Here is a 16,082-nt window from a genome sequence, read left to right as displayed (position 1 = left end):
GCATGATTCAATGCGAAGGCTTGGTCAAAATCTATAAAACCGACGACCTGGAGGTCGTCGCGCTGCAAGGCTTGAATCTGACCGTGGGCAAAGGCGAGCTGATGGCGATCATCGGCAATAGCGGAAGCGGCAAATCGACGCTGCTCAACACGCTGGGCGGACTCGACCGCCCCTCCGCCGGCCAGGTACGCGTCGGAAAATGGGACCTGCTCAAGATCACCGACGATCAGCTGGTGCACTACAAACGCGACACGGTCGGATTCATCTGGCAAAATAACGCCCGCAACCTGCTGCCGTATCTGAGCGCGCTGGAAAACGTCGAAATGCCGATGATCCTGGCAGGCAAGCTCGATCGGGCGTATGCGAAGCAACTGCTGGAATGGGTCGGGCTGAAGGAGCGTATGCATAACAAGCTGCATCAGCTCTCCGGGGGCGAGCAGCAGCGGGTCGCGATTGCCATCTCGCTGTCCAATCGGCCCCAGCTGCTGCTCGCCGACGAGCCTACCGGCTCCGTGGACAGTCGGACGTCGGACATGATCATGGATATCTTCCGCAAGCTGAACCGCGAGATCGGCATCACCATCGTGATCGTTACGCATGATCTGTCACTCGCAGGAAAGGTGGACCGCGTGGTCGCCATCCGCGATGGCCTGACCAGCACGGAATTCATCAAGCGCAACCCTAACCTGGATCAGGCCGCAGAGGACGTAGAACGCGCGTTGAGCGGCCTTCAGGGCGGGCATGAGGAATATGTCGTGGTCGACCGCGTCGGCCGCTTGCAGATCCCCAAGGAGTACCTGGGTCGACTCAACATTACGGACAAGGCGTCAATGGAATTTGACGGGGATAAAATTACGATTCGGGCACCGAAATCATTGGAGGGGTAACGAAATGAAAACCAACGTACGAAAAATGATCGTAACGTCGCTCGCACTGCTGCTGCTAGCGGCCGCCCTGGCCGCGTGCAGCGGCGGCAACGGCGAATCCGGGACGGAGACGCGTGTGCTGCGCATCGGCATGCTGTACGGCGGAGCGGACAACGAACCCTACTTCCGCCAGCAGTTCACCGATTCTTACGAGCTGATGCATCCGGAGATTGAATTCGAGATCACCTCGGCGATCGATTATTCGACGATGCGCTACAGCGCCAGCGGCGAGCAGGAGGAGCAGCCTGATCCGTACGAGGAAATGCAAAAGCTGCTCAACGGCAGCAATCCGGTCGACGTCGTAGTCGTCGACGGCGCCATACTGCGCAAGCTTGTACAAGACAATATGCTCAAGGAACTGGACCCGCTCATTCAACAGGACGATTTCGATATCAGCGACTACGTGCCGACAGTCATCGACGGCATCAAATCGCTTGGCGACAATCGGATTTTTGGCTTGACGCCAACCTTTACGTCTTCCGCGCTCTTCTATAACAAGCAAATTTTCCAGGAAACAGGCGTGCAGCCGCCGACTGACGGCATGCAGTGGCAAGATGTAATCAATTTGGCGCAGCAGGTTGCAAAAGGGGAGGGCGCCGATCGTAAATTCGGTCTGATGCTCAACCGCTGGGGCGGGGACGGCTTCTCAGACATGCAGACGTTTGCGGCGCCGCTGCAGCTCAAAATGTTTGACGACAATGCCGAACAGATGCTGGTGAACAATGACGAGTGGAAACGGATTTGGACGACGGTTACGGATCTGTATCGCAACGATATCTCGCCGACCAGCGAGGAAATTTATAACTATGACGGTATGGGCGATCAGCCGATGGGGCCTTACTCTGGCGACATGTTCCTCAGTGGCCGCGTGGCGATGGTCGTCGCGGATTACTATTTCCTGAACGAAATTCGCAATGCGCAAAATCAGGCGCAGAACTCGGAAGACTACACGATGATCGAGTGGGACGTCGTTACTGTTCCCGAGCACCCGGAAGCGCCGGGCGTAGGCGGGAATATCAATCTGAGCCAGCTGATGGGCATCAATGCCAAAGCGCCGAACGCAGACGATGCCTGGGAGTTCATCAAATTCCTGAACGGCAAGGAATGGGCGAAGCTTAAATCGCGGAGCACGTACGAAATGGTTGCGCGCGAAGAATATCTGAAGCCGCAGGCGGGAATGGATTACAACATAGGCGCCTTCACGAAAATGAAGCCCGTGCTGCCGACCGACAGCGACATGAACGAATTGTATATGAAATATCCGTATTTCTACGAAGCCGTCTACTCGCCCGGTCAGATGCTATTCCAGCAGGTGCTGAGCGAGGAGAAGTCCGTCGACGAGGCACTTGCCGAATGGGAAACGCAAGGCAACCAGAATTTGGCGCAAATGAAGGAGAATCCGGATCAGCCATTGCAAAACTCCGATATGGCCACGAGCGGCGGCGCCATAATGGTTCGCTGATTGAATACCCGTAAAGCCGGCAGCACCTCATGTGGTGCTACCGGCTTGTTTTTTTTCAATCGGGGCATCCTAAGCACAAAACCGGATTGGGAGGACAAAACATGCGCTGGGTGTATTGGGGCAGGCTGTATGAGACCAAATTTCAGGCGGGATGCCTGGTCAAGCGAATGGAGGACGACGGGTGGATCTACGGGTACGAGAGTCCGCGAGAGGTTGAGGTTTTTCGTTCCCGAAGAGGCAGATATGGCGTGCGCTTTATGCCCTGAAAAAAAGGGGTTGACTGATGACGGCAAAATATAGTATATTATATCTTGTCGCCGCTGATCAACACATGCGACAACAAAATGACGCGGGGTGGAGCAGCACGGTAGCTCGTCGGGCTCATAACCCGAAGGTCGCAGGTTCAAATCCTGCCCCCGCAACCAATTTCTCCTACAATGATGGAATCCCTATTAGGGCCCTTAGCTCAGTTGGTTAGAGCGGTCGGCTCATAACCGATTGGTCGGGGGTTCGAGTCCCTCAGGGCCCACCATTGCATATATGCTTTTGATGAGCCGGGGTGGCGGAACTGGCAGACGCACAGGACTTAAAATCCTGCGGTGGGTGACCACCGTACGGGTTCGATTCCCGTCCTCGGCACCATAAGAAATACCTCGAATCCCTTACTACATAAGGGGTTTTTTTATATAACATTTTTTAATTCGACAAAATCAAGGAAATTGAATTTTTTGTAGTTGGGAACGGATTGTGACGGGATTTCAGATCAAACACTTAAAGATGGGCGGTGGTTTTGCGGCTGAGCTACTTTGTGACATGCGCAAAATTAAGAATGCGATCAATGTTTTTTCTTAATCATATTTGATTCACAGTTCTACTTGTAGGCATCGCCCCGGCTACCGATGTAGAGAACGGTAATGACTAGCTGTCCATTATCAAGACGGTAGATGAGGCGAAGCGATCCTATCCGGATTCGATAATCAGATTCTGTTCCCTGTAAGGGCTTGATGTGCCGGACAGTATAAGGGTCAACTGAGAGTAAGTCCAAAATAGCAGCTACCTTTTGTTTCAATGCCGGGTGCAGCTTGCCCAACGCTTTTGCGGCATTTTTGGTAAGGACGATTTTATAACTCGAACTCACGTTTCAAATCCTCCCAGCTCACTGTTTCGTCATCGGATAGCTGCTGTTCCGCTGACTTGAGTGCGCGCTTCTCTTCAACATTTAGGGGAGAGTTGTCTGCAAGCCATTCATCTGCAGCAAGCGACCTTAGGAGTTCATAGGCCGGTTCCAGCAATTCGGGCGAGATGCCGTTAATCAATTCATGCAATTGGTCTCTGTTCACTGCCATTTGCTTCAACTCCTTTAATTTTTATCATCTACGCATCTCCTAGAATAACATACCTCCGTTTGGTCAACGCCAGATCCTTACTTATATACAGAGGCAGTCTGATAAGCGAGAAACTGATGGGACGAACATAATTGTAAAACTTAAGATACTGTCCAATCCCGCTTCGTGCTTCTCTCTGCGTTATTTTATAAGTCGTAAATGATTATTGTCAGACTTAAAATAGAGGTGTTTAACCTCGTTATAGTTTAATGAAAGAACTTTGCAAATATCACTGACACTGTATTTGAAATCGTTTTGATACACAGAAACAATATCATCTAATAACTGAGGCTTCTCAATGGGCGGAGACAACTCAGGAGGCTCCGTTGTTCTATATCCCAACTTGTTCATTTGCATCCAAAAGTAACGTGCATTTCTTTCGTTGACATAACCTAAATCAATCGATTTTTTTAACATGGAGGACATGGATGTTTTCCAGTATGGTTTCAGAGATGCAAGTTTTTGAATTGAAACTCCACGTAATAAAGGTGCAATTTCCATAGCTGGCATTAAAAACTCTGATGCAAACCGGTCTGCTTGTTCTTCAATGTCAGCACCGTTTGAGGGCATATTTCTATGCAACACTAAATGCCCAAGTTCATGGCAAATTGTAAACCGGATACGATCCATCGGCCTGTCAAAGTTCACAAAAATTAACGGGGGCATACCTGGATGCCACAAGCTGATACCATCAACGTTTGCCTTCTCGAAATCAAATGGTACTAAAACAGCGCCTGCTTCCTCAATTAACTCTACAACATTATCTATAGGGCCTTTTGGTACGCGCCAATTCGCTCGAACAACTTGAGCTATAGTTTCAATATCATTATCGTACTCCTCAGGATCTATAGCAGGGACCGTGACATCGCCGATATCCACTGATTTCAATAATGCTGCTATCTCTATACGTCGAATTTCTAATTTAGCATAGATTTTGTTTAAGGACTTCTGCGAAACGCTCTGGCGTTTTCTATGGAAGTACTCACTAATTCCAACTCCATAGATACGGTCTGTTCGTTTAAAGAAACTCAAGGGGTAGTCCATTACCGACGACAGCACTTGAATTTCTTCATCCGCAATGGGTATAAGCCCGTTTTCAAGCTTAGAAATTTTGCCTTGTGAGATGCCGCTCAATTCAGCGATATCTTTCTGCGCCAGCCCGCGGGATTCCCTCGCCAGAACTACCATCTTATAATTGTAATGTTCATTTTTAGTGGTTGTTTCCATTTACAATCTCACCAACGTTATCAGTCTTAGGCCGCGGTTTTCTTTTGCGATCCATAGGCTGTTCGTGTGGGAAGATCTCAATTTGTTTAACATTGTTAGAACCACCCTCCAATAAATCCCATTCCCAAAGGTTTTGGTCCCCCTGTCGGTATGTTACGCATATGTTGTCTACGCCAGTCCGAAGAGTATTGATGCAGTAACCAACATGTAATAAACCATCAGGAGGCATATTTTCAAGCTCTAGTTGTTCAATCTCTTGATTATTTAGTTTAGTTGATTGTATGGTATTTATACTTCGCCCAAGGTTTTTATGATCAAATAATTTGAAGCGGAGAAGAACCCGCTCTTCGACAATAAGGAAGAATACTTTATTTTTATGAAGTAACCGGGTTCTTGGATGTTGTTCAAATTCCATTTTAATTTGATCGACTATCAAATCGTGGCAATTAGAGGCATCAGAACGTTTTGATAGCTTCTGTCTGTGCAAAGTCAAAGCAGGGTTTGTGAAATAATCATTAATTGGATTTAATACAGATGCCTTGATTTTATAAATGTAAGGCTCAAGTAATTCCACAGCTTCTTCCTTGGAGATTCCCCGCATTGCATCACCTCATACCCTATTTAGTTATGGTACAAGTTTACCAAAAAAAATTGTCAAAATCAACGAAAAATATTCCGAAAATATTCTTGGATCATTCAAGAAACTGTATTGCGATTTCGTGTTATCCGAATTCATGCAGCAATGTAACATACGAGTTGTGGATGAGGAAACCAAAGACGAGAAACTGTATTATCAGTATGCTGTAGGGGATACGACGACCAGGTCTTGCGAAGAGGGCGAGGCTTTGCGTCCTGAGATCCAGTTAAAGCTTACAGAGAATACAAAGCATCTCGGCCGCCAGGCAGAAGGAGTGAACGAGTAGGATAGCGATGAAAGGTGTCAAATCTACTCCTTGCGTTATTTCCCAGGAAATGCAAAAAGAAGCCGCTATGGCTTCCGTGCGCGTACATAAAATTTGTAGGGACTCGTTAGGGGAGACGATTCGTTTCCAGCATCTGCTGTTCGAATTCGGCGGCGTATTTGCTCATGCAGTTGCAGTAGTAATCCTTGCGGCATACCGGACAGGGAATGTTCAGCAACCGGTTGACGGCGGTGATCTTCCACTCGGGGTCCTTGGAGAAAAACAGTCTGCATTTTGCCTGGTTCGTCAAGGTGACGACAAATTGATACAGTCCGCTATCTTCGTTATAGTCGGACGAATTGATCTCCTGAATTACCGGTTTGAAGGTCATTGTTTCCCACCTATTCCGTTAGTTTAACAAATGCCTTGTAATCATAACCGTTTTCGATCTCACTGTCAACAAAAGGGATGGCATCGATCGCGGTTCAGCGGCGCTCACGCAGGACTGACGGGGATAAGCAAGCCTTCTCCATTGTCTGACTCTGTCCGCTGGCTTATAATAGAAACGGAAATGCTAGGGTTGGGAGGCAATCGGATGAGCACCATTTTTCGAAACGATTGGAAGCCGCTGCTGGACGCGGAGCTGGACAAGCCGTATTACGTGACGCTTCGGAAGCAGTTGCTCGAGCAATACCGGAGCGGCACCGTCTATCCGGATATGCATGATATTTTCAATGCGCTTCATTATACTTCCTATGCCGAGGCGCGAGTGGTCATTCTGGGCCAGGATCCGTATCATGGTCCTTGTCAAGCGCATGGCTTGAGTTTTTCCGTGCAGCCGGGCGTGCGTGTTCCGCCGTCGCTGCAAAACATTCACAAGGAGCTGCGCGATGATCTCGGGTATCCGATCCCGCCGCATGGCTCGCTCGTGTCGTGGGCCAAACAAGGGGTCCTGTTGCTTAACACGATTTTGACGGTACGCGGCGGAGAAGCAGGCTCGCACCGCAATATGGGCTGGGAGCGTTTCACCGATCGTGTCATTCATGCGCTGGACGAGCGCGAGCGGCCGCTTGTTTTTATTTTGTGGGGCCGCCATGCGCAGGAGAAGGCCTCCTTTATCGATCAAGCGCGTCATTGTGTCATTGCAACCGCGCATCCCAGTCCGTTTTCGGCCAATCGCGGGTTTTTGGGCAGTCGGCCGTTTTCGCGTGCGAACCGCTTTTTGGAGGAAAAGGGGGAGCCGCCGATCGACTGGCGCCTGCCGATGGAGCCGCTCGCGTGACAGCGGTGAGCGGCCGTCGCCCCGCGCGCTGGCTTACGCCGGCATCCGGGTATTTGACGGGATACAGCCACACGCTTAATCCGTATGTCGGGTGCGCCTACGGCTGCTCGTACTGCTACGTGCGGCGCATGCCCGTCGGTCTGTTCCATCATGAGGCGCCTTGGGGCGAGTGGGTGAATGTCAAGCGATTCGAGCGGGCGTTCTTCATCCGCGAGTGGGAGCGCGCCCTGGACAAGGGAACGGTGACGTTGTTCATGTCCTCCAGCACCGATCCGTATCAGCCCGCGGAGGCGCATCATCAGGTGGCGCGGTCGTTGCTGGAGACGATGGCGGAGCGACCGCCCGCCTTTGTGATGCTTCAGACGAGAGGGCCGCTTGTGGTGCGGGATATTGACCTGCTGCGCCGCCTGGGTCGGCGTGTGCGCGTCAGCATGACGATCGAGACCGACATGGAGGCTGCACGCCGGCATTTCACTCCTTCAGCGCCGCCGCTGGCGGCACGCTGGCGCGCCCTGCAGGAGCTGCAACGACACGGTGTGCCTACTCAGGTAGCGGTGGCGCCGCTGCTTCCGCATACCTCGCAATTTGCTGACTGGTTAGCCGAGCGTGCCGAACGCGTCGTTGTCGACGATTTTTTCCGAGGAGACGGCCGAGCAGGCCAGAGGTCGGCACAGCTTGGCATGCGCGAGGCCTGTGCCGCTTTTGGCGATCCCGAAGCTTACGACCCCGCTTCGGCTGAAGCGCTGTACGCCGCGTTGACCGAGCGGTTGGGTGAAGCGCGTGTAAGCTTCAGTCAAGCGGGCTTTCTGCCGCCTGACGAAGAGGCGCGTAGACCAGAGCCTCCGCCGATCTCATGATCGGCGGAGGCTCTTTTTAAGGTCGCTTATTCGGATTTGGTTTCGTACTGTTTCAGCAAAGCCGCCAGTTCGTCCTCGACCGCTTTGTTTTTGCTGAGATTGGCAAATTCGTCATCCAACGACTTGCCTTTGTCGCTGAGCTGTTCGCTGGCCTCCGCCTGGGCTTCCATCTGCAGCATTTTCTCTTCCATTCGTTTCATTCCGCCGCTGGCGGAATCTGTATTAAAGCCATTCATGGCTTGATTGATTTCGTTTTGCGCTTTGGCTGCCTGATAGCGGGCCACGAGCGCTTCGCGTTTGTTTTTCATTTCGGTCAGTTGCTTGCGCATTTCGCCGAGCTTCGTCCGCAGCTTGTCGGCTGACGCTTTGTTTTGATCGTAGCTGGTCTTATATTCATTCATTCGGGTTTCGGCGGCTTGTTTTTCCTCCAATGCCCGTCTGGCAAGATCGACATTCTGAGCCTGCGCAGCCATATGCGCTTGCTCGGTGCGACGACCGACCAGCGCGCGCTGCTCCTCATAGAGCTGCTCGAATTTTTTCTCAATTGCAATTTGGGCGGCGACGGCTTTTTCGGCGTCGACGAGGTCCTCCTGCATATCGCGAATGTATTGGTCGGTCAGCTTGATCGGGTCTTCGGCGCGCTCGATCAGGGCATATACATTGGATAACGTCAAGTCGCGCAACCGTTTGAAGATAGACATCGCATAGCCTCCTCTGCATGAATAGCTTGCTTCTATTATAGGTCCTAATACGCGCAATGAAAAGAAAGGTTTCGGATGTGCCTCAAGGCAATACACACAAAAAAGCGGCCATTGGCATGACCGCCCTTCGCATTCATCTGCATTCATTCTACGGCCGCTGTACTGCTGGCAATGGCAGCATCCGCATCCGGAGGTCCCGGATTGCCTGCCTGGCTCTGCGCCGCAGGAGCCAGCGCTTCGAGCTCAATCGAGTAGTCGCTATCCACATAAGTGACCGTCTCGAGCTCCGTAATGACCTGCGGGTACATGCGATCCGGGTCAGGCAGCGTGACCTCCACGCGAAGCACAGCCGTATCGTCGTGGAAGTCGATGCCGGCGATCCGCATACCATAGCCCGGATGGGGGGCAGTCGCGCTGACGACGACTTGGTTAACCCCTGCGCCCGCCTCCGAGATTGCGAAGCTGATATCCTGCAAGGGGGAGTTCGCCGGCTCCGGCTCCAGTGGCGGGATCGGTTCGACCTCTTCGACGAATGAGACGGCTCCAAACAGCCAGCCCGCGGCCTCGCTGCGTGTAATGGAGGCGGTCGGATGAAAAGCGCCATTCTCATCCAATGCGGCGATTTTGGCAAGGATTAACTTTTGGATGCTGTTCATATACGCCGAATCGATCTGGGCCTCGTCTTCGATCATGACCCACATCTCGATAAACGCGTAGTCGCCTTTGGCGGCAATGCCTTGGAACAGGGCATGCGCAAATGCCTCGCGCGTCATCGCCTCGCCAAATCCGACTTCTTCGGGAAGATCAATGCCGCTGGCTTGCGCCGCCGCCAGGGCGTCGGCGTACCACGCGCCGCTGGCTGGACCGTTCATCGCATTCGAGGCAGGAGCCTGCCCGGCAGCACCGTCGCCGGTGGTCAGTTCGAGTCCCCTTACAATGAGAGTCAGTCCTTCGGCATAGCTCAGCGCTGCGCCGGGACGAAAGCTGCCGTCGTTGCCGCCCTTTACAATGCCCAGGGCCTCCAGCTTTTTAATTTGCTCTGCATTCGGGTCATTGGCCGTGTCGGGAAAAGCAAACGCGCTTTGTCCGAGCGCTAGCAGCAGCAGCGCAGACACCAGTACCCCTGCCAATCGTTTTTTTTGCATGGGTCGTCACCTCATCTGTCAGTAGTGTGGTCCATCTCTATGCTCTAGACGCGCATGTCCGAACAAAGGTTGCAGCGAAGGAGGGAGAGGTGGTACGGAACAGCGCTGTTGCGCATACACTACATTATCCTGCCGGACGAGTCGATTACGCGCCGGTCCGGCAAACAAAGGGGGAGAGCCATGACCAGAGAGGCATTCATTGCGACGCTGGCGCCCTATGCCATACAAGCCCGGATCGAAGGCTCGCCGCTGCTGGCGTCCGTTCGGCTCGCGCAAAATGTGCTGGAAACCGGCGGCGTGCTGCCGCAAACCAATAATCTGGGCGGGTACAAAGCCGGGGACGGCAAGCCGACAGCGCATTGGAACGGGCAAGTGGCGAATAAATCCACATGGGAAGTAATCAACGGGAAGCGCGTGGAGACGACAGCGGCTTTTCGCGTTTACGAGAGTATCGCCGCTTTTTATAAGGATCAGGATCTGCTGTTGCGACAGCCGCGCTACCAAGCCGTGCGCAGCGCCCGCACGCCGGAGTCTCAGGCGACCGCGTTGCAGCAATCCGGCTATGCGACAGATCCGGCATATGCCAGCAAGTTAAAGGCGTTGATTCACCACTATCAATTGGAGCGCTTTGACGCGCGCGTGGAGGAGGAGCTTCGCATGGCACAGGAGACCAGAATGGAGCAGCAGCTTGACGCGGTAGGCAGGCAACTGGAGGAATTAAAGCGCAGCCTGGAGCAGCTTGATCGACGGACCCGGCAGATCGAAGCCCCGGCGTGGGCCGCAGCGGCGGCCGCCCATTTTGATGCCTATATCGATACGCCGAAAGGTAGCTATGACTTTTGGCGGCTTTTAACGGTGCTGTACCGGCAACAGGCTGGCGGGGCGGGCGAATGAACTGGCCCCGTATTTTGATCGCTTTGGGCGTATTGATTTTTTGGATCACGGTATTTTTGATGCTCGCCTACGAGTAGCTCAGCCTGATTTGCGCCATTTGAAGATGGTCAATGCAATCCAGATCGCGGCAAGCACGAGAATGGCAATATCCAGGAAAGAAGGGGAAGCAAAGTCGACGGCAAAGGCAATGACAAGCAGGAGAGCGGCCATGATGAACAAATCCTGGCCTTTTTTGGTCGGTTTGTCCGGGTCGGCCATCTTGAAGCTCCTTTCCTAAACAAAAAATCCGGCGAAAGAGCCTGGGTAACAGGTCGACATTAGCTCTTTCGCCGTTTAAAAAAATCGGCAATGCGGCTCCATCGGCTTTTGGAAACGGTTGCGCTGAGCGTATCCTTCTGATCGCCAGGTCCAAAAAAGACAAGCCGAAGGTTGCTGTCGATTTCTGTAATCTTGTCCAATTTGACGATGCTGTTGCGGTCCGTTTTTTCGAAGCCAAGCGGCTGCAGTACCCGTTCCCACTCATCGATCGTGCTTGGTACGGTATACATGCCGTCATTCGTTTGCAGCATGATATCGCCAGAATCCGTTGTCAACAAAATCACATCGGAGGTAATATCGATCCAATGCACGTCGTCAGGGGAATTGTTTCTTAAACCCGGTACTTTCACGGTTCCCCTCCAGATCTAGCATTATGCCTTGTTTTTCAGTAAGTCTTCTGGCACGGGGTTATTAAATACGAAAATGGATGCAGTCGAAACGGCTGCAGTCGCAATCATGGTCAGCGCAACAGCGACCAATTTGAATACGTTTTTTTTCATTTGTTTTCACCTCCCTTCCAGAAAGTAAAATGAATCATCGTCAATGCTTGGGTGAAAATGGCCATCGTCATGATTTCGGAGTAAAGCGGCCAGGTCAAACCCACAAACAGGACGGATACCAATTTTAACACAGGATAATATTTTTTGGGAATACGCGATTGCTTTTGTAAATTTGAAGGCGAGAAGAGTATAAAAAGGACCAGGCTAACGGCGTAAAGCACGTTCATGCCGGTGACGGTCAGCGGCACGAGCGGAATGGCAAGCGCCGTCAAGGTCGTCAAAATAAAACATGGGGTGGAGGTGCTGAAGTGATAGCCGCCGGAAATGGCGCGCAAAATGATGAAGATGAAGAGGCCGAATGCAACCTCCTCCCAATAACCAAACAAGGCGCTGACGGCCATTACGAAGGAAATCGTCAGCACGAAATTGACCACAATAATTAACGCGTAGCGTAAAATGGCTTTGTTGAATTTCGCATCGTCGGCCGCCTCGTAAATGAATCCGGCCAAGCGATCGGCAGCTTTTTCAATCATCGAGCTCATCCCTTTTTTTGGATAAGTATAATAGCACGAAAATGAGGCAGCCTATCGTCAAAAGCGCAGAAATGTAGTAGATGGCCAAGCCAATTACAAGCACATAGTAGAGTACGATCAAAACGGCGAGCGTCAACAGCGTTAAAACCAAAAACACGTTGTTTTCGCCGCGCATGACGACTTTTGCGCGGTGGGTGTTGGGAATCCAGTCAATCGCAAAATCATAACGCTTGATCAGCCAGGTCAGAAGAAGCATCAATACCATGGAGCACAGCGGAACAATGTAGCTTTCGAACGACAACTTCTCCGTCACTTCCTGCATCGAAATGAGGCCGGTCTCCGTAAAAATAAAGACAAGCAGCACCTGAATTAATGCATAGCTGGCATAGCCAATCGTCGTAATGATGGTGGAATAGAAGATGTGCACGCGAAAAAGCATCCAGATCAAAATGGCAAACATGACGACTTGAAAGATCGGTGAAAATTTAGATAAAATTTCGTCCGCCCGAGTTGCGTAAGACACATTGCCAAGCATAATGGCGATGAAAAAAATCTGCGGATAAAACCCGGAAATTTTGATTCGAAAAAAGGTCATGATAAATACTAGCACCACGATATATTCAGGAGCGGACAGTAAGATAAACGGTATGTAGGACATCGGATGGTAACTCCTTTTGCATCGTACTGAAACGGACGGTAGTTTACCTCAACTATACAAGACGGCCTCGAATTTGTACACTGAATTATGTGAAAACTTTAAGATTAGGGTGGAAACAAGCAAATCTATGATGATAGACATAAAAAAAGCCCCGAATGCTCGGGGCTTTTTCGCGATGATCTGTAGTGGGCTCGAACCACTGACCCCCACCCTGTCAAGATGGTGCTCTCCCAGCTGAGCTAACAGATCACGTCGGCGACAAATAATACTATACCAATTTCATGCTTCGGCGTCAACCCTTGTTTTATATTTTTTTTGATTAAAGCGACATCGGGTTGGCGACCATAATGAATAACAGCCACGCATTCTATTCATGCAAGAGGGGGATGAACGTAATGAAAGTACGATTCGCCTTGTGCGCGCTGATCCTGCTCGCCGGGTATGCGGGATGGACGGCGCAAGCGGCGCGAGACGCAGGCAATGCTTCCGCCTCGGTTACGGACCGGGTCTATACGCAGGGACCGCAATCGGTGATCGGCGAAGTCTATGAACCGTTGGAAAAAGAGTCGCTCGGCGACCCCCAGCGAAGCAGTGACCCGCGTCGATTGCCTCCGCTGGAAGAGGAATAAAGCCCAGGCGCGCGCGCATACTAACGGTGCAAGGCCATGCAGCGCCATTCGGGCTTGCGCAGCTTTGGCTTGCAAAAGCATACGAGGAGGAATGCCAGATGGAGGTTCAATCTTCAGGTATGTCGCAACGTGAAAATTTCGTGGCGGTGCAAAAAAACGGAGATGGGGATCTGACCGCATTCAAGACATCCAGCGGGCGGGTACTCCAATACGATCAAGCGCTGCAAGAGGTTCAAGCCGGGAAAATCGCAGGCGTCAATGCATTCAAGGGCAAAGACGGCGACACGTATATACGAGGGGACGCGGACGGCGATCCTGCGAACAATTTGGATCAGCTGCCGCTATTTTAAATAGCCGGCTTGCTCTGAAAAGCAGCAAGACTGTTATTCATGAAAGCGCCCGTCCCCATTGGGGGCGGGCGCTTTGTCGTATGCAGAGCGCGACCTGCAGGTCGCGCTCACAATCTGTACACCCTTTGTTGCTCGACAAATCGCATCGCGCCGGTTCGCCCTTCAAAATCGGCGCGATTGTCGCCGTAATGCATCAGCCCTATTTTTTGCTGGAGATCTGTCGGCAGGGTGAGCAGCTCTTCGAGCGTCGCATGAACCGGCCCCGGCTGAAAGAGCTGACAATCGTGAAAGATGGTCTCGCAGCCCCGTTCCTCCACCAGATCACGCAGCAGCTGAGGCTGAAATTGCATATCGGCAGAGTAAAAAAAGCGGTCGTTGACATAGAGCGAAAAGCTGGGCTTGCCCGGGATGTGAGGGGTCTTGATGATCTCGATTGTCAGGCCGGGGGCGAGCTCGCAGCCGCGATGCTCGTGAAGCAGCCGCACCTCGAAAAAATCCTCCAGCGTTTGAAGCTCGCCCTGAACAAGCCCGCCGCGCAGCGTGTGGTTCCACAACGGGTCCGCGAGCTCGGCCGCAATATAGAGCAGCGGGCGGCGTTGATGCTGAAATCGCATGCGAAACGCGAGTTCTTCCAGGCCGCCGACATGATCCGCGTGAATATGCGTAATCAATACGCCGTGCAGGCGGTCGATGCCGAATTCCAGACTGTGCAGGGCGGACATGGCAGTCACGCCGCAGTCGATCAGCAGCGGCGGTGCTGCTTCGGATCCGAACAAAAGCGCGTTGTTGTTGTTGTAGGTTTTGGCAAAGGCGCTGCCGGTGCCAAGCATCTGAATGTGCAAGCCGCTTCCACTCCTCTCAAGCGTAATTACCTACGAATTTAACATTATTATCCGAAAAATAAAAGGCATTCCTGTAGGTTAGACCGGCAAACGTCCAGACGCAGCGATGTGAACGGGCATATGCTGATGCAGACAGGGAGGCGATGGTCATGGGCAAAAACAAAAAAGGCAAGGCGTCCCAAAAACAGTCGGCGCAGCTGCGCGCGATTGAAATGAGAATCGTGCTCTCGGACACGTGCGAGGCATGCCGGACGCCGTGCTCGCGCGGACTCTCCTATTTGAAACGCATGCAGGAGCCGGGAGCTGTCGGCGGGGGCGTCCCTTGCGTGCTGACCCGAAAGCGCGGCTAATCCGAATTCATGGCAAGCGGCGGCGCAACTTTGCCGCAGCGGCGGCGTATAACCTTACATCCGACAACATGGATGGAGGTCCAGGTTCATGAAATTGCGCAAGTTGGTTGTGCTCGTGCTGCTGATCTCGCTGTGGGGGGGCACGATGATGTTCGCGGATTCCGCTACCCGGCAAGTCCGCACGCTCGTCAACGGTACAGCGCTTGACCAGTCCGGTCTGCTCATTGAAAATTCGACGTATTTGCCGCTGCGACAAGTGGCGACCTCGTTGCAGGCGATCGTGATTTGGGACGACGACGCCAAGCAGGCAAAAATCTATAAGCCGAATGTGCATATGCTGCTGCTCAACGAACAAGGCAAGACGTTCGGCGCGGTCAACAGCGGTGCCAATTTGAGCTTTGAGGTTTGGGCGCAGGTCGATTCGCTTAAAATCCCAATTTCCAAGGTGAAAATTGTCATTGCCAATTTATCCGGCCAAGAAAAAGTCATTTATTCGGAGGGCGTGGATGCCTTTAAAGAAGACTTTTTCCTGCGGACGCAAACCATTGATTATCGCTTTGCCGAGCAGGGCAATTACAAAATTCGTTTCTATGTCATGCCTGAACAGGAAGAGGACTGGTTTATGGTCTCGGAGAAAGCAGTCATTTCCAACTGATGCGGGCCTGCGGTCCGCATTTTCAGCGGTTTGACCCTCGACGGCGAACGTGTTAAGATACACGGATACTGCATTGGTAAGCGCATTTCCGGAACGGTTTTCAGCCGACTCGGAGATTTGCGCTTATGGAATAGGAGGGTCTGGCAATGAGCGAACATCAGCATGATGAAAATTGCAACCATGAGCACGACGAGGAGCATGTCTTTGTCGTTGGCGACGAAGAGGGAAACGAGCGGGAAATGGTCATGGCTTTTACGTTCGAAATGGAGGAACAGCCGTACGCGGTTTTGTTGGATCGCAACAATCCGGAAGCCGACGGCGTGATCTTTCGGATCGAAGAAGAGAACGAAGAAGCTTTTCTGGTCGGCATCGAGGACGACCAGGAGTGGGAGCGCGTCACCAAGGTATATGAGGAAATTGCCCGTCAGGAAAGCCAGGCCGACTAGACACAAAAGAAGCCGCCGCA

At 52.1% G+C, this 16,082-nt stretch carries 23 protein-coding genes and 4 tRNA genes; 13 read left to right on the top strand and 14 right to left on the bottom strand.

All coding sequences use genetic code 11. From position 1 onward, the window contains the following. The first annotated feature begins 2 nt into the window (after positions 1–2). From IDH44_RS13730 to IDH44_RS13710, 5 genes are all read left to right on the top strand, one after another. A complete protein-coding gene (locus IDH44_RS13730) occupies positions 3–887 on the top strand; it encodes an ABC transporter ATP-binding protein (RefSeq protein ID WP_190918495.1) in 885 nt (294 codons plus the stop codon). A 4-nt stretch (positions 888–891) separates the two neighbouring features. Continuing rightward, positions 892–2,388 (top strand): ABC transporter substrate-binding protein, encoded by a 1,497-nt coding sequence (locus IDH44_RS13725; protein ID WP_190918493.1) that lies wholly within the window; start codon positions 892–894, stop codon positions 2,386–2,388. Positions 2,389–2,736: 348 nt separating this feature from the next. Then, a tRNA-Met gene (locus IDH44_RS13720) sits at positions 2,737–2,813 on the top strand. 30 nt (positions 2,814–2,843) lie between these two features. Then, positions 2,844–2,920: transfer RNA gene (locus IDH44_RS13715), tRNA-Ile, on the top strand. A 21-nt stretch (positions 2,921–2,941) separates the two neighbouring features. Next, positions 2,942–3,030: transfer RNA gene (locus tag IDH44_RS13710), tRNA-Leu, on the top strand. 229 nt (positions 3,031–3,259) lie between these two features. On the opposite strand, the gene IDH44_RS13705 is transcribed toward IDH44_RS13710, so the two are convergent. The 5 genes from IDH44_RS13705 to IDH44_RS13685 all read right to left on the bottom strand — a co-directional run bounded on the left by IDH44_RS13705 (position 3,260) and on the right by IDH44_RS13685 (position 6,293). Further along, positions 3,260–3,526: a type II toxin-antitoxin system RelE family toxin gene (locus IDH44_RS13705; protein ID WP_190918491.1), complete on the bottom strand. Its 267-nt coding sequence runs from the start codon at positions 3,524–3,526 to the stop codon at positions 3,260–3,262. Then, positions 3,510–3,734 carry a hypothetical protein gene (locus tag IDH44_RS13700; protein ID WP_190918489.1) on the bottom strand — a complete coding sequence of 75 codons (225 nt, stop codon included), beginning with the start codon at positions 3,732–3,734 and terminating at the stop codon, positions 3,510–3,512. Before IDH44_RS13700 ends, IDH44_RS13705 begins: the two co-directional genes overlap by 17 nt. 180 nt (positions 3,735–3,914) lie before the next feature. Further along, positions 3,915–5,000, bottom strand: coding sequence for an XRE family transcriptional regulator (locus IDH44_RS13695; RefSeq protein ID WP_190918488.1), 1,086 nt, complete (start codon positions 4,998–5,000; stop codon positions 3,915–3,917). Continuing rightward, a complete protein-coding gene (locus IDH44_RS13690; RefSeq protein ID WP_190918486.1) occupies positions 4,984–5,601 on the bottom strand; it encodes a hypothetical protein in 618 nt (205 codons plus the stop codon). The genes IDH44_RS13695 and IDH44_RS13690 overlap by 17 nt, the downstream gene beginning before the upstream one ends. A gap of 428 nt (positions 5,602–6,029) precedes the next feature. Further along, positions 6,030–6,293, bottom strand: a complete 264-nt coding sequence (locus tag IDH44_RS13685; protein WP_190918485.1) for a hypothetical protein — start codon at positions 6,291–6,293, stop codon at positions 6,030–6,032. A gap of 204 nt (positions 6,294–6,497) precedes the next feature. On the opposite strand from IDH44_RS13685, the gene IDH44_RS13680 reads away from it, so the two are divergent. Both IDH44_RS13680 and IDH44_RS13675 read left to right on the top strand, forming a co-directional pair. Then, positions 6,498–7,184 (top strand): uracil-DNA glycosylase, encoded by a 687-nt coding sequence (locus IDH44_RS13680; RefSeq protein WP_190918483.1) that lies wholly within the window; start codon positions 6,498–6,500, stop codon positions 7,182–7,184. After that, on the top strand, positions 7,181–8,041 hold the full coding sequence (locus IDH44_RS13675; RefSeq protein WP_317890182.1) for an SPL family radical SAM protein: 861 nt from the start codon (positions 7,181–7,183) through the stop codon (positions 8,039–8,041). The genes IDH44_RS13680 and IDH44_RS13675 overlap by 4 nt, the downstream gene beginning before the upstream one ends. 26 nt (positions 8,042–8,067) lie before the next feature. Here the strand turns inward: IDH44_RS13675 and IDH44_RS13670 are convergent, their stop codons facing one another. After that, a complete protein-coding gene (locus IDH44_RS13670) occupies positions 8,068–8,742 on the bottom strand; it encodes a PspA/IM30 family protein (RefSeq protein WP_190918570.1) in 675 nt (224 codons plus the stop codon). Between the two features lie 143 nt (positions 8,743–8,885). Further along, positions 8,886–9,887: an S-layer homology domain-containing protein gene (locus IDH44_RS13665; RefSeq protein ID WP_190918482.1), complete on the bottom strand. Its 1,002-nt coding sequence runs from the start codon at positions 9,885–9,887 to the stop codon at positions 8,886–8,888. Positions 9,888–10,067: 180 nt separating this feature from the next. Here IDH44_RS13665 and IDH44_RS13660 point away from each other — a divergent pair, with 180 nt between their 5' ends. Next, entirely contained in the window at positions 10,068–10,781 is a 714-nt protein-coding gene (locus IDH44_RS13660) for a glycoside hydrolase family 73 protein (protein WP_190918480.1), read from the top strand. 78 nt (positions 10,782–10,859) lie between these two features. Here the strand turns inward: IDH44_RS13660 and IDH44_RS13655 are convergent, their stop codons facing one another. The 6 genes from IDH44_RS13655 to IDH44_RS13630 all read right to left on the bottom strand — a co-directional run bounded on the left by IDH44_RS13655 (position 10,860) and on the right by IDH44_RS13630 (position 13,039). Beyond that, entirely contained in the window at positions 10,860–11,039 is a 180-nt protein-coding gene (locus tag IDH44_RS13655) for a hypothetical protein (RefSeq protein ID WP_190918479.1), read from the bottom strand. Between the two features lie 59 nt (positions 11,040–11,098). After that, positions 11,099–11,449, bottom strand: coding sequence for a LytTR family DNA-binding domain-containing protein (locus IDH44_RS13650; RefSeq protein WP_190918477.1), 351 nt, complete (start codon positions 11,447–11,449; stop codon positions 11,099–11,101). Positions 11,450–11,470: 21 nt separating this feature from the next. Then, on the bottom strand, positions 11,471–11,599 hold the full coding sequence (locus IDH44_RS13645) for an AgrD family cyclic lactone autoinducer peptide (RefSeq protein WP_190918476.1): 129 nt from the start codon (positions 11,597–11,599) through the stop codon (positions 11,471–11,473). Continuing rightward, positions 11,596–12,132, bottom strand: a complete 537-nt coding sequence (locus tag IDH44_RS13640) for an accessory gene regulator ArgB-like protein (protein WP_190918474.1) — start codon at positions 12,130–12,132, stop codon at positions 11,596–11,598. The genes IDH44_RS13645 and IDH44_RS13640 overlap by 4 nt, the downstream gene beginning before the upstream one ends. Beyond that, on the bottom strand, positions 12,125–12,790 hold the full coding sequence (locus IDH44_RS13635) for a hypothetical protein (RefSeq protein WP_190918472.1): 666 nt from the start codon (positions 12,788–12,790) through the stop codon (positions 12,125–12,127). The genes IDH44_RS13640 and IDH44_RS13635 overlap by 8 nt, the downstream gene beginning before the upstream one ends. 176 nt (positions 12,791–12,966) lie before the next feature. Beyond that, positions 12,967–13,039, bottom strand: a tRNA-Val gene (locus tag IDH44_RS13630). A 146-nt stretch (positions 13,040–13,185) separates the two neighbouring features. On the opposite strand from IDH44_RS13630, the gene IDH44_RS13625 reads away from it, so the two are divergent. Both IDH44_RS13625 and IDH44_RS13620 read left to right on the top strand, forming a co-directional pair. Then, the gene (locus IDH44_RS13625; RefSeq protein WP_190918470.1) at positions 13,186–13,419 is read left to right on the top strand and encodes a hypothetical protein; all 234 of its coding nucleotides are present in this window, start codon (positions 13,186–13,188) and stop codon (positions 13,417–13,419) included. 119 nt (positions 13,420–13,538) lie between these two features. Further along, positions 13,539–13,769, top strand: a complete 231-nt coding sequence (locus tag IDH44_RS13620) for a DUF3892 domain-containing protein (RefSeq protein ID WP_190918568.1) — start codon at positions 13,539–13,541, stop codon at positions 13,767–13,769. Between the two features lie 107 nt (positions 13,770–13,876). Here IDH44_RS13620 and IDH44_RS13615 read toward each other — a convergent pair whose 3' ends face one another. Continuing rightward, complete coding sequence (locus tag IDH44_RS13615) at positions 13,877–14,611, bottom strand: MBL fold metallo-hydrolase (RefSeq protein WP_223869653.1); 735 nt, start codon at positions 14,609–14,611, stop codon at positions 13,877–13,879. Between the two features lie 149 nt (positions 14,612–14,760). Between IDH44_RS13615 and IDH44_RS13610 the strand changes: the two genes are divergently transcribed. The 3 genes from IDH44_RS13610 to IDH44_RS13600 all read left to right on the top strand — a co-directional run bounded on the left by IDH44_RS13610 (position 14,761) and on the right by IDH44_RS13600 (position 16,062). Further along, positions 14,761–14,961, top strand: coding sequence for a hypothetical protein (locus IDH44_RS13610; RefSeq protein ID WP_190918469.1), 201 nt, complete (start codon positions 14,761–14,763; stop codon positions 14,959–14,961). An 88-nt stretch (positions 14,962–15,049) separates the two neighbouring features. After that, positions 15,050–15,616 (top strand): stalk domain-containing protein, encoded by a 567-nt coding sequence (locus tag IDH44_RS13605; RefSeq protein ID WP_190918467.1) that lies wholly within the window; start codon positions 15,050–15,052, stop codon positions 15,614–15,616. A 146-nt stretch (positions 15,617–15,762) separates the two neighbouring features. After that, positions 15,763–16,062: a DUF1292 domain-containing protein gene (locus tag IDH44_RS13600; protein ID WP_190918466.1), complete on the top strand. Its 300-nt coding sequence runs from the start codon at positions 15,763–15,765 to the stop codon at positions 16,060–16,062. Positions 16,063–16,082: the final 20 nt, after the last annotated feature.

The sequence above is a fragment of the Paenibacillus sabuli genome (assembly GCF_014705605.1).
Lineage (GTDB): Bacteria > Bacillota > Bacilli > Paenibacillales > Paenibacillaceae > Paenibacillus_D > Paenibacillus_D sabuli.
Note: the sequence above shows the minus strand (reverse complement) of the source record. Positions and strands in the feature narration are given on the sequence as shown.

What these genes read in the sequence shown, in the direction of transcription:
- IDH44_RS13730 (WP_190918495.1), top strand. Translation starts at nt 3, where the DNA reads ATGATTCAATGCGAAGGCTTGGTCAAAATCTATAAAACCGACGACCTG.
- IDH44_RS13725 (WP_190918493.1), top strand. Translation starts at nt 892, where the DNA reads ATGAAAACCAACGTACGAAAAATGATCGTAACGTCGCTCGCACTGCTG.
- IDH44_RS13700 (WP_190918489.1), bottom strand. Translation starts at nt 3,734, where the DNA reads ATGGCAGTGAACAGAGACCAATTGCATGAATTGATTAACGGCATCTCG.
- IDH44_RS13695 (WP_190918488.1), bottom strand. Translation starts at nt 5,000, where the DNA reads ATGGAAACAACCACTAAAAATGAACATTACAATTATAAGATGGTAGTT.
- IDH44_RS13690 (WP_190918486.1), bottom strand. Translation starts at nt 5,601, where the DNA reads ATGCGGGGAATCTCCAAGGAAGAAGCTGTGGAATTACTTGAGCCTTAC.
- IDH44_RS13685 (WP_190918485.1), bottom strand. Translation starts at nt 6,293, where the DNA reads ATGACCTTCAAACCGGTAATTCAGGAGATCAATTCGTCCGACTATAAC.
- IDH44_RS13680 (WP_190918483.1), top strand. Translation starts at nt 6,498, where the DNA reads ATGAGCACCATTTTTCGAAACGATTGGAAGCCGCTGCTGGACGCGGAG.
- IDH44_RS13670 (WP_190918570.1), bottom strand. Translation starts at nt 8,742, where the DNA reads ATGTCTATCTTCAAACGGTTGCGCGACTTGACGTTATCCAATGTATAT.
- IDH44_RS13665 (WP_190918482.1), bottom strand. Translation starts at nt 9,887, where the DNA reads ATGCAAAAAAAACGATTGGCAGGGGTACTGGTGTCTGCGCTGCTGCTG.
- IDH44_RS13660 (WP_190918480.1), top strand. Translation starts at nt 10,068, where the DNA reads ATGACCAGAGAGGCATTCATTGCGACGCTGGCGCCCTATGCCATACAA.
- IDH44_RS13655 (WP_190918479.1), bottom strand. Translation starts at nt 11,039, where the DNA reads ATGGCCGACCCGGACAAACCGACCAAAAAAGGCCAGGATTTGTTCATC.
- IDH44_RS13645 (WP_190918476.1), bottom strand. Translation starts at nt 11,599, where the DNA reads ATGAAAAAAAACGTATTCAAATTGGTCGCTGTTGCGCTGACCATGATT.
- IDH44_RS13640 (WP_190918474.1), bottom strand. Translation starts at nt 12,132, where the DNA reads ATGATTGAAAAAGCTGCCGATCGCTTGGCCGGATTCATTTACGAGGCG.
- IDH44_RS13635 (WP_190918472.1), bottom strand. Translation starts at nt 12,790, where the DNA reads ATGTCCTACATACCGTTTATCTTACTGTCCGCTCCTGAATATATCGTG.
- IDH44_RS13625 (WP_190918470.1), top strand. Translation starts at nt 13,186, where the DNA reads ATGAAAGTACGATTCGCCTTGTGCGCGCTGATCCTGCTCGCCGGGTAT.
- IDH44_RS13620 (WP_190918568.1), top strand. Translation starts at nt 13,539, where the DNA reads ATGTCGCAACGTGAAAATTTCGTGGCGGTGCAAAAAAACGGAGATGGG.
- IDH44_RS13610 (WP_190918469.1), top strand. Translation starts at nt 14,761, where the DNA reads ATGGGCAAAAACAAAAAAGGCAAGGCGTCCCAAAAACAGTCGGCGCAG.
- IDH44_RS13605 (WP_190918467.1), top strand. Translation starts at nt 15,050, where the DNA reads ATGAAATTGCGCAAGTTGGTTGTGCTCGTGCTGCTGATCTCGCTGTGG.
- IDH44_RS13600 (WP_190918466.1), top strand. Translation starts at nt 15,763, where the DNA reads ATGAGCGAACATCAGCATGATGAAAATTGCAACCATGAGCACGACGAG.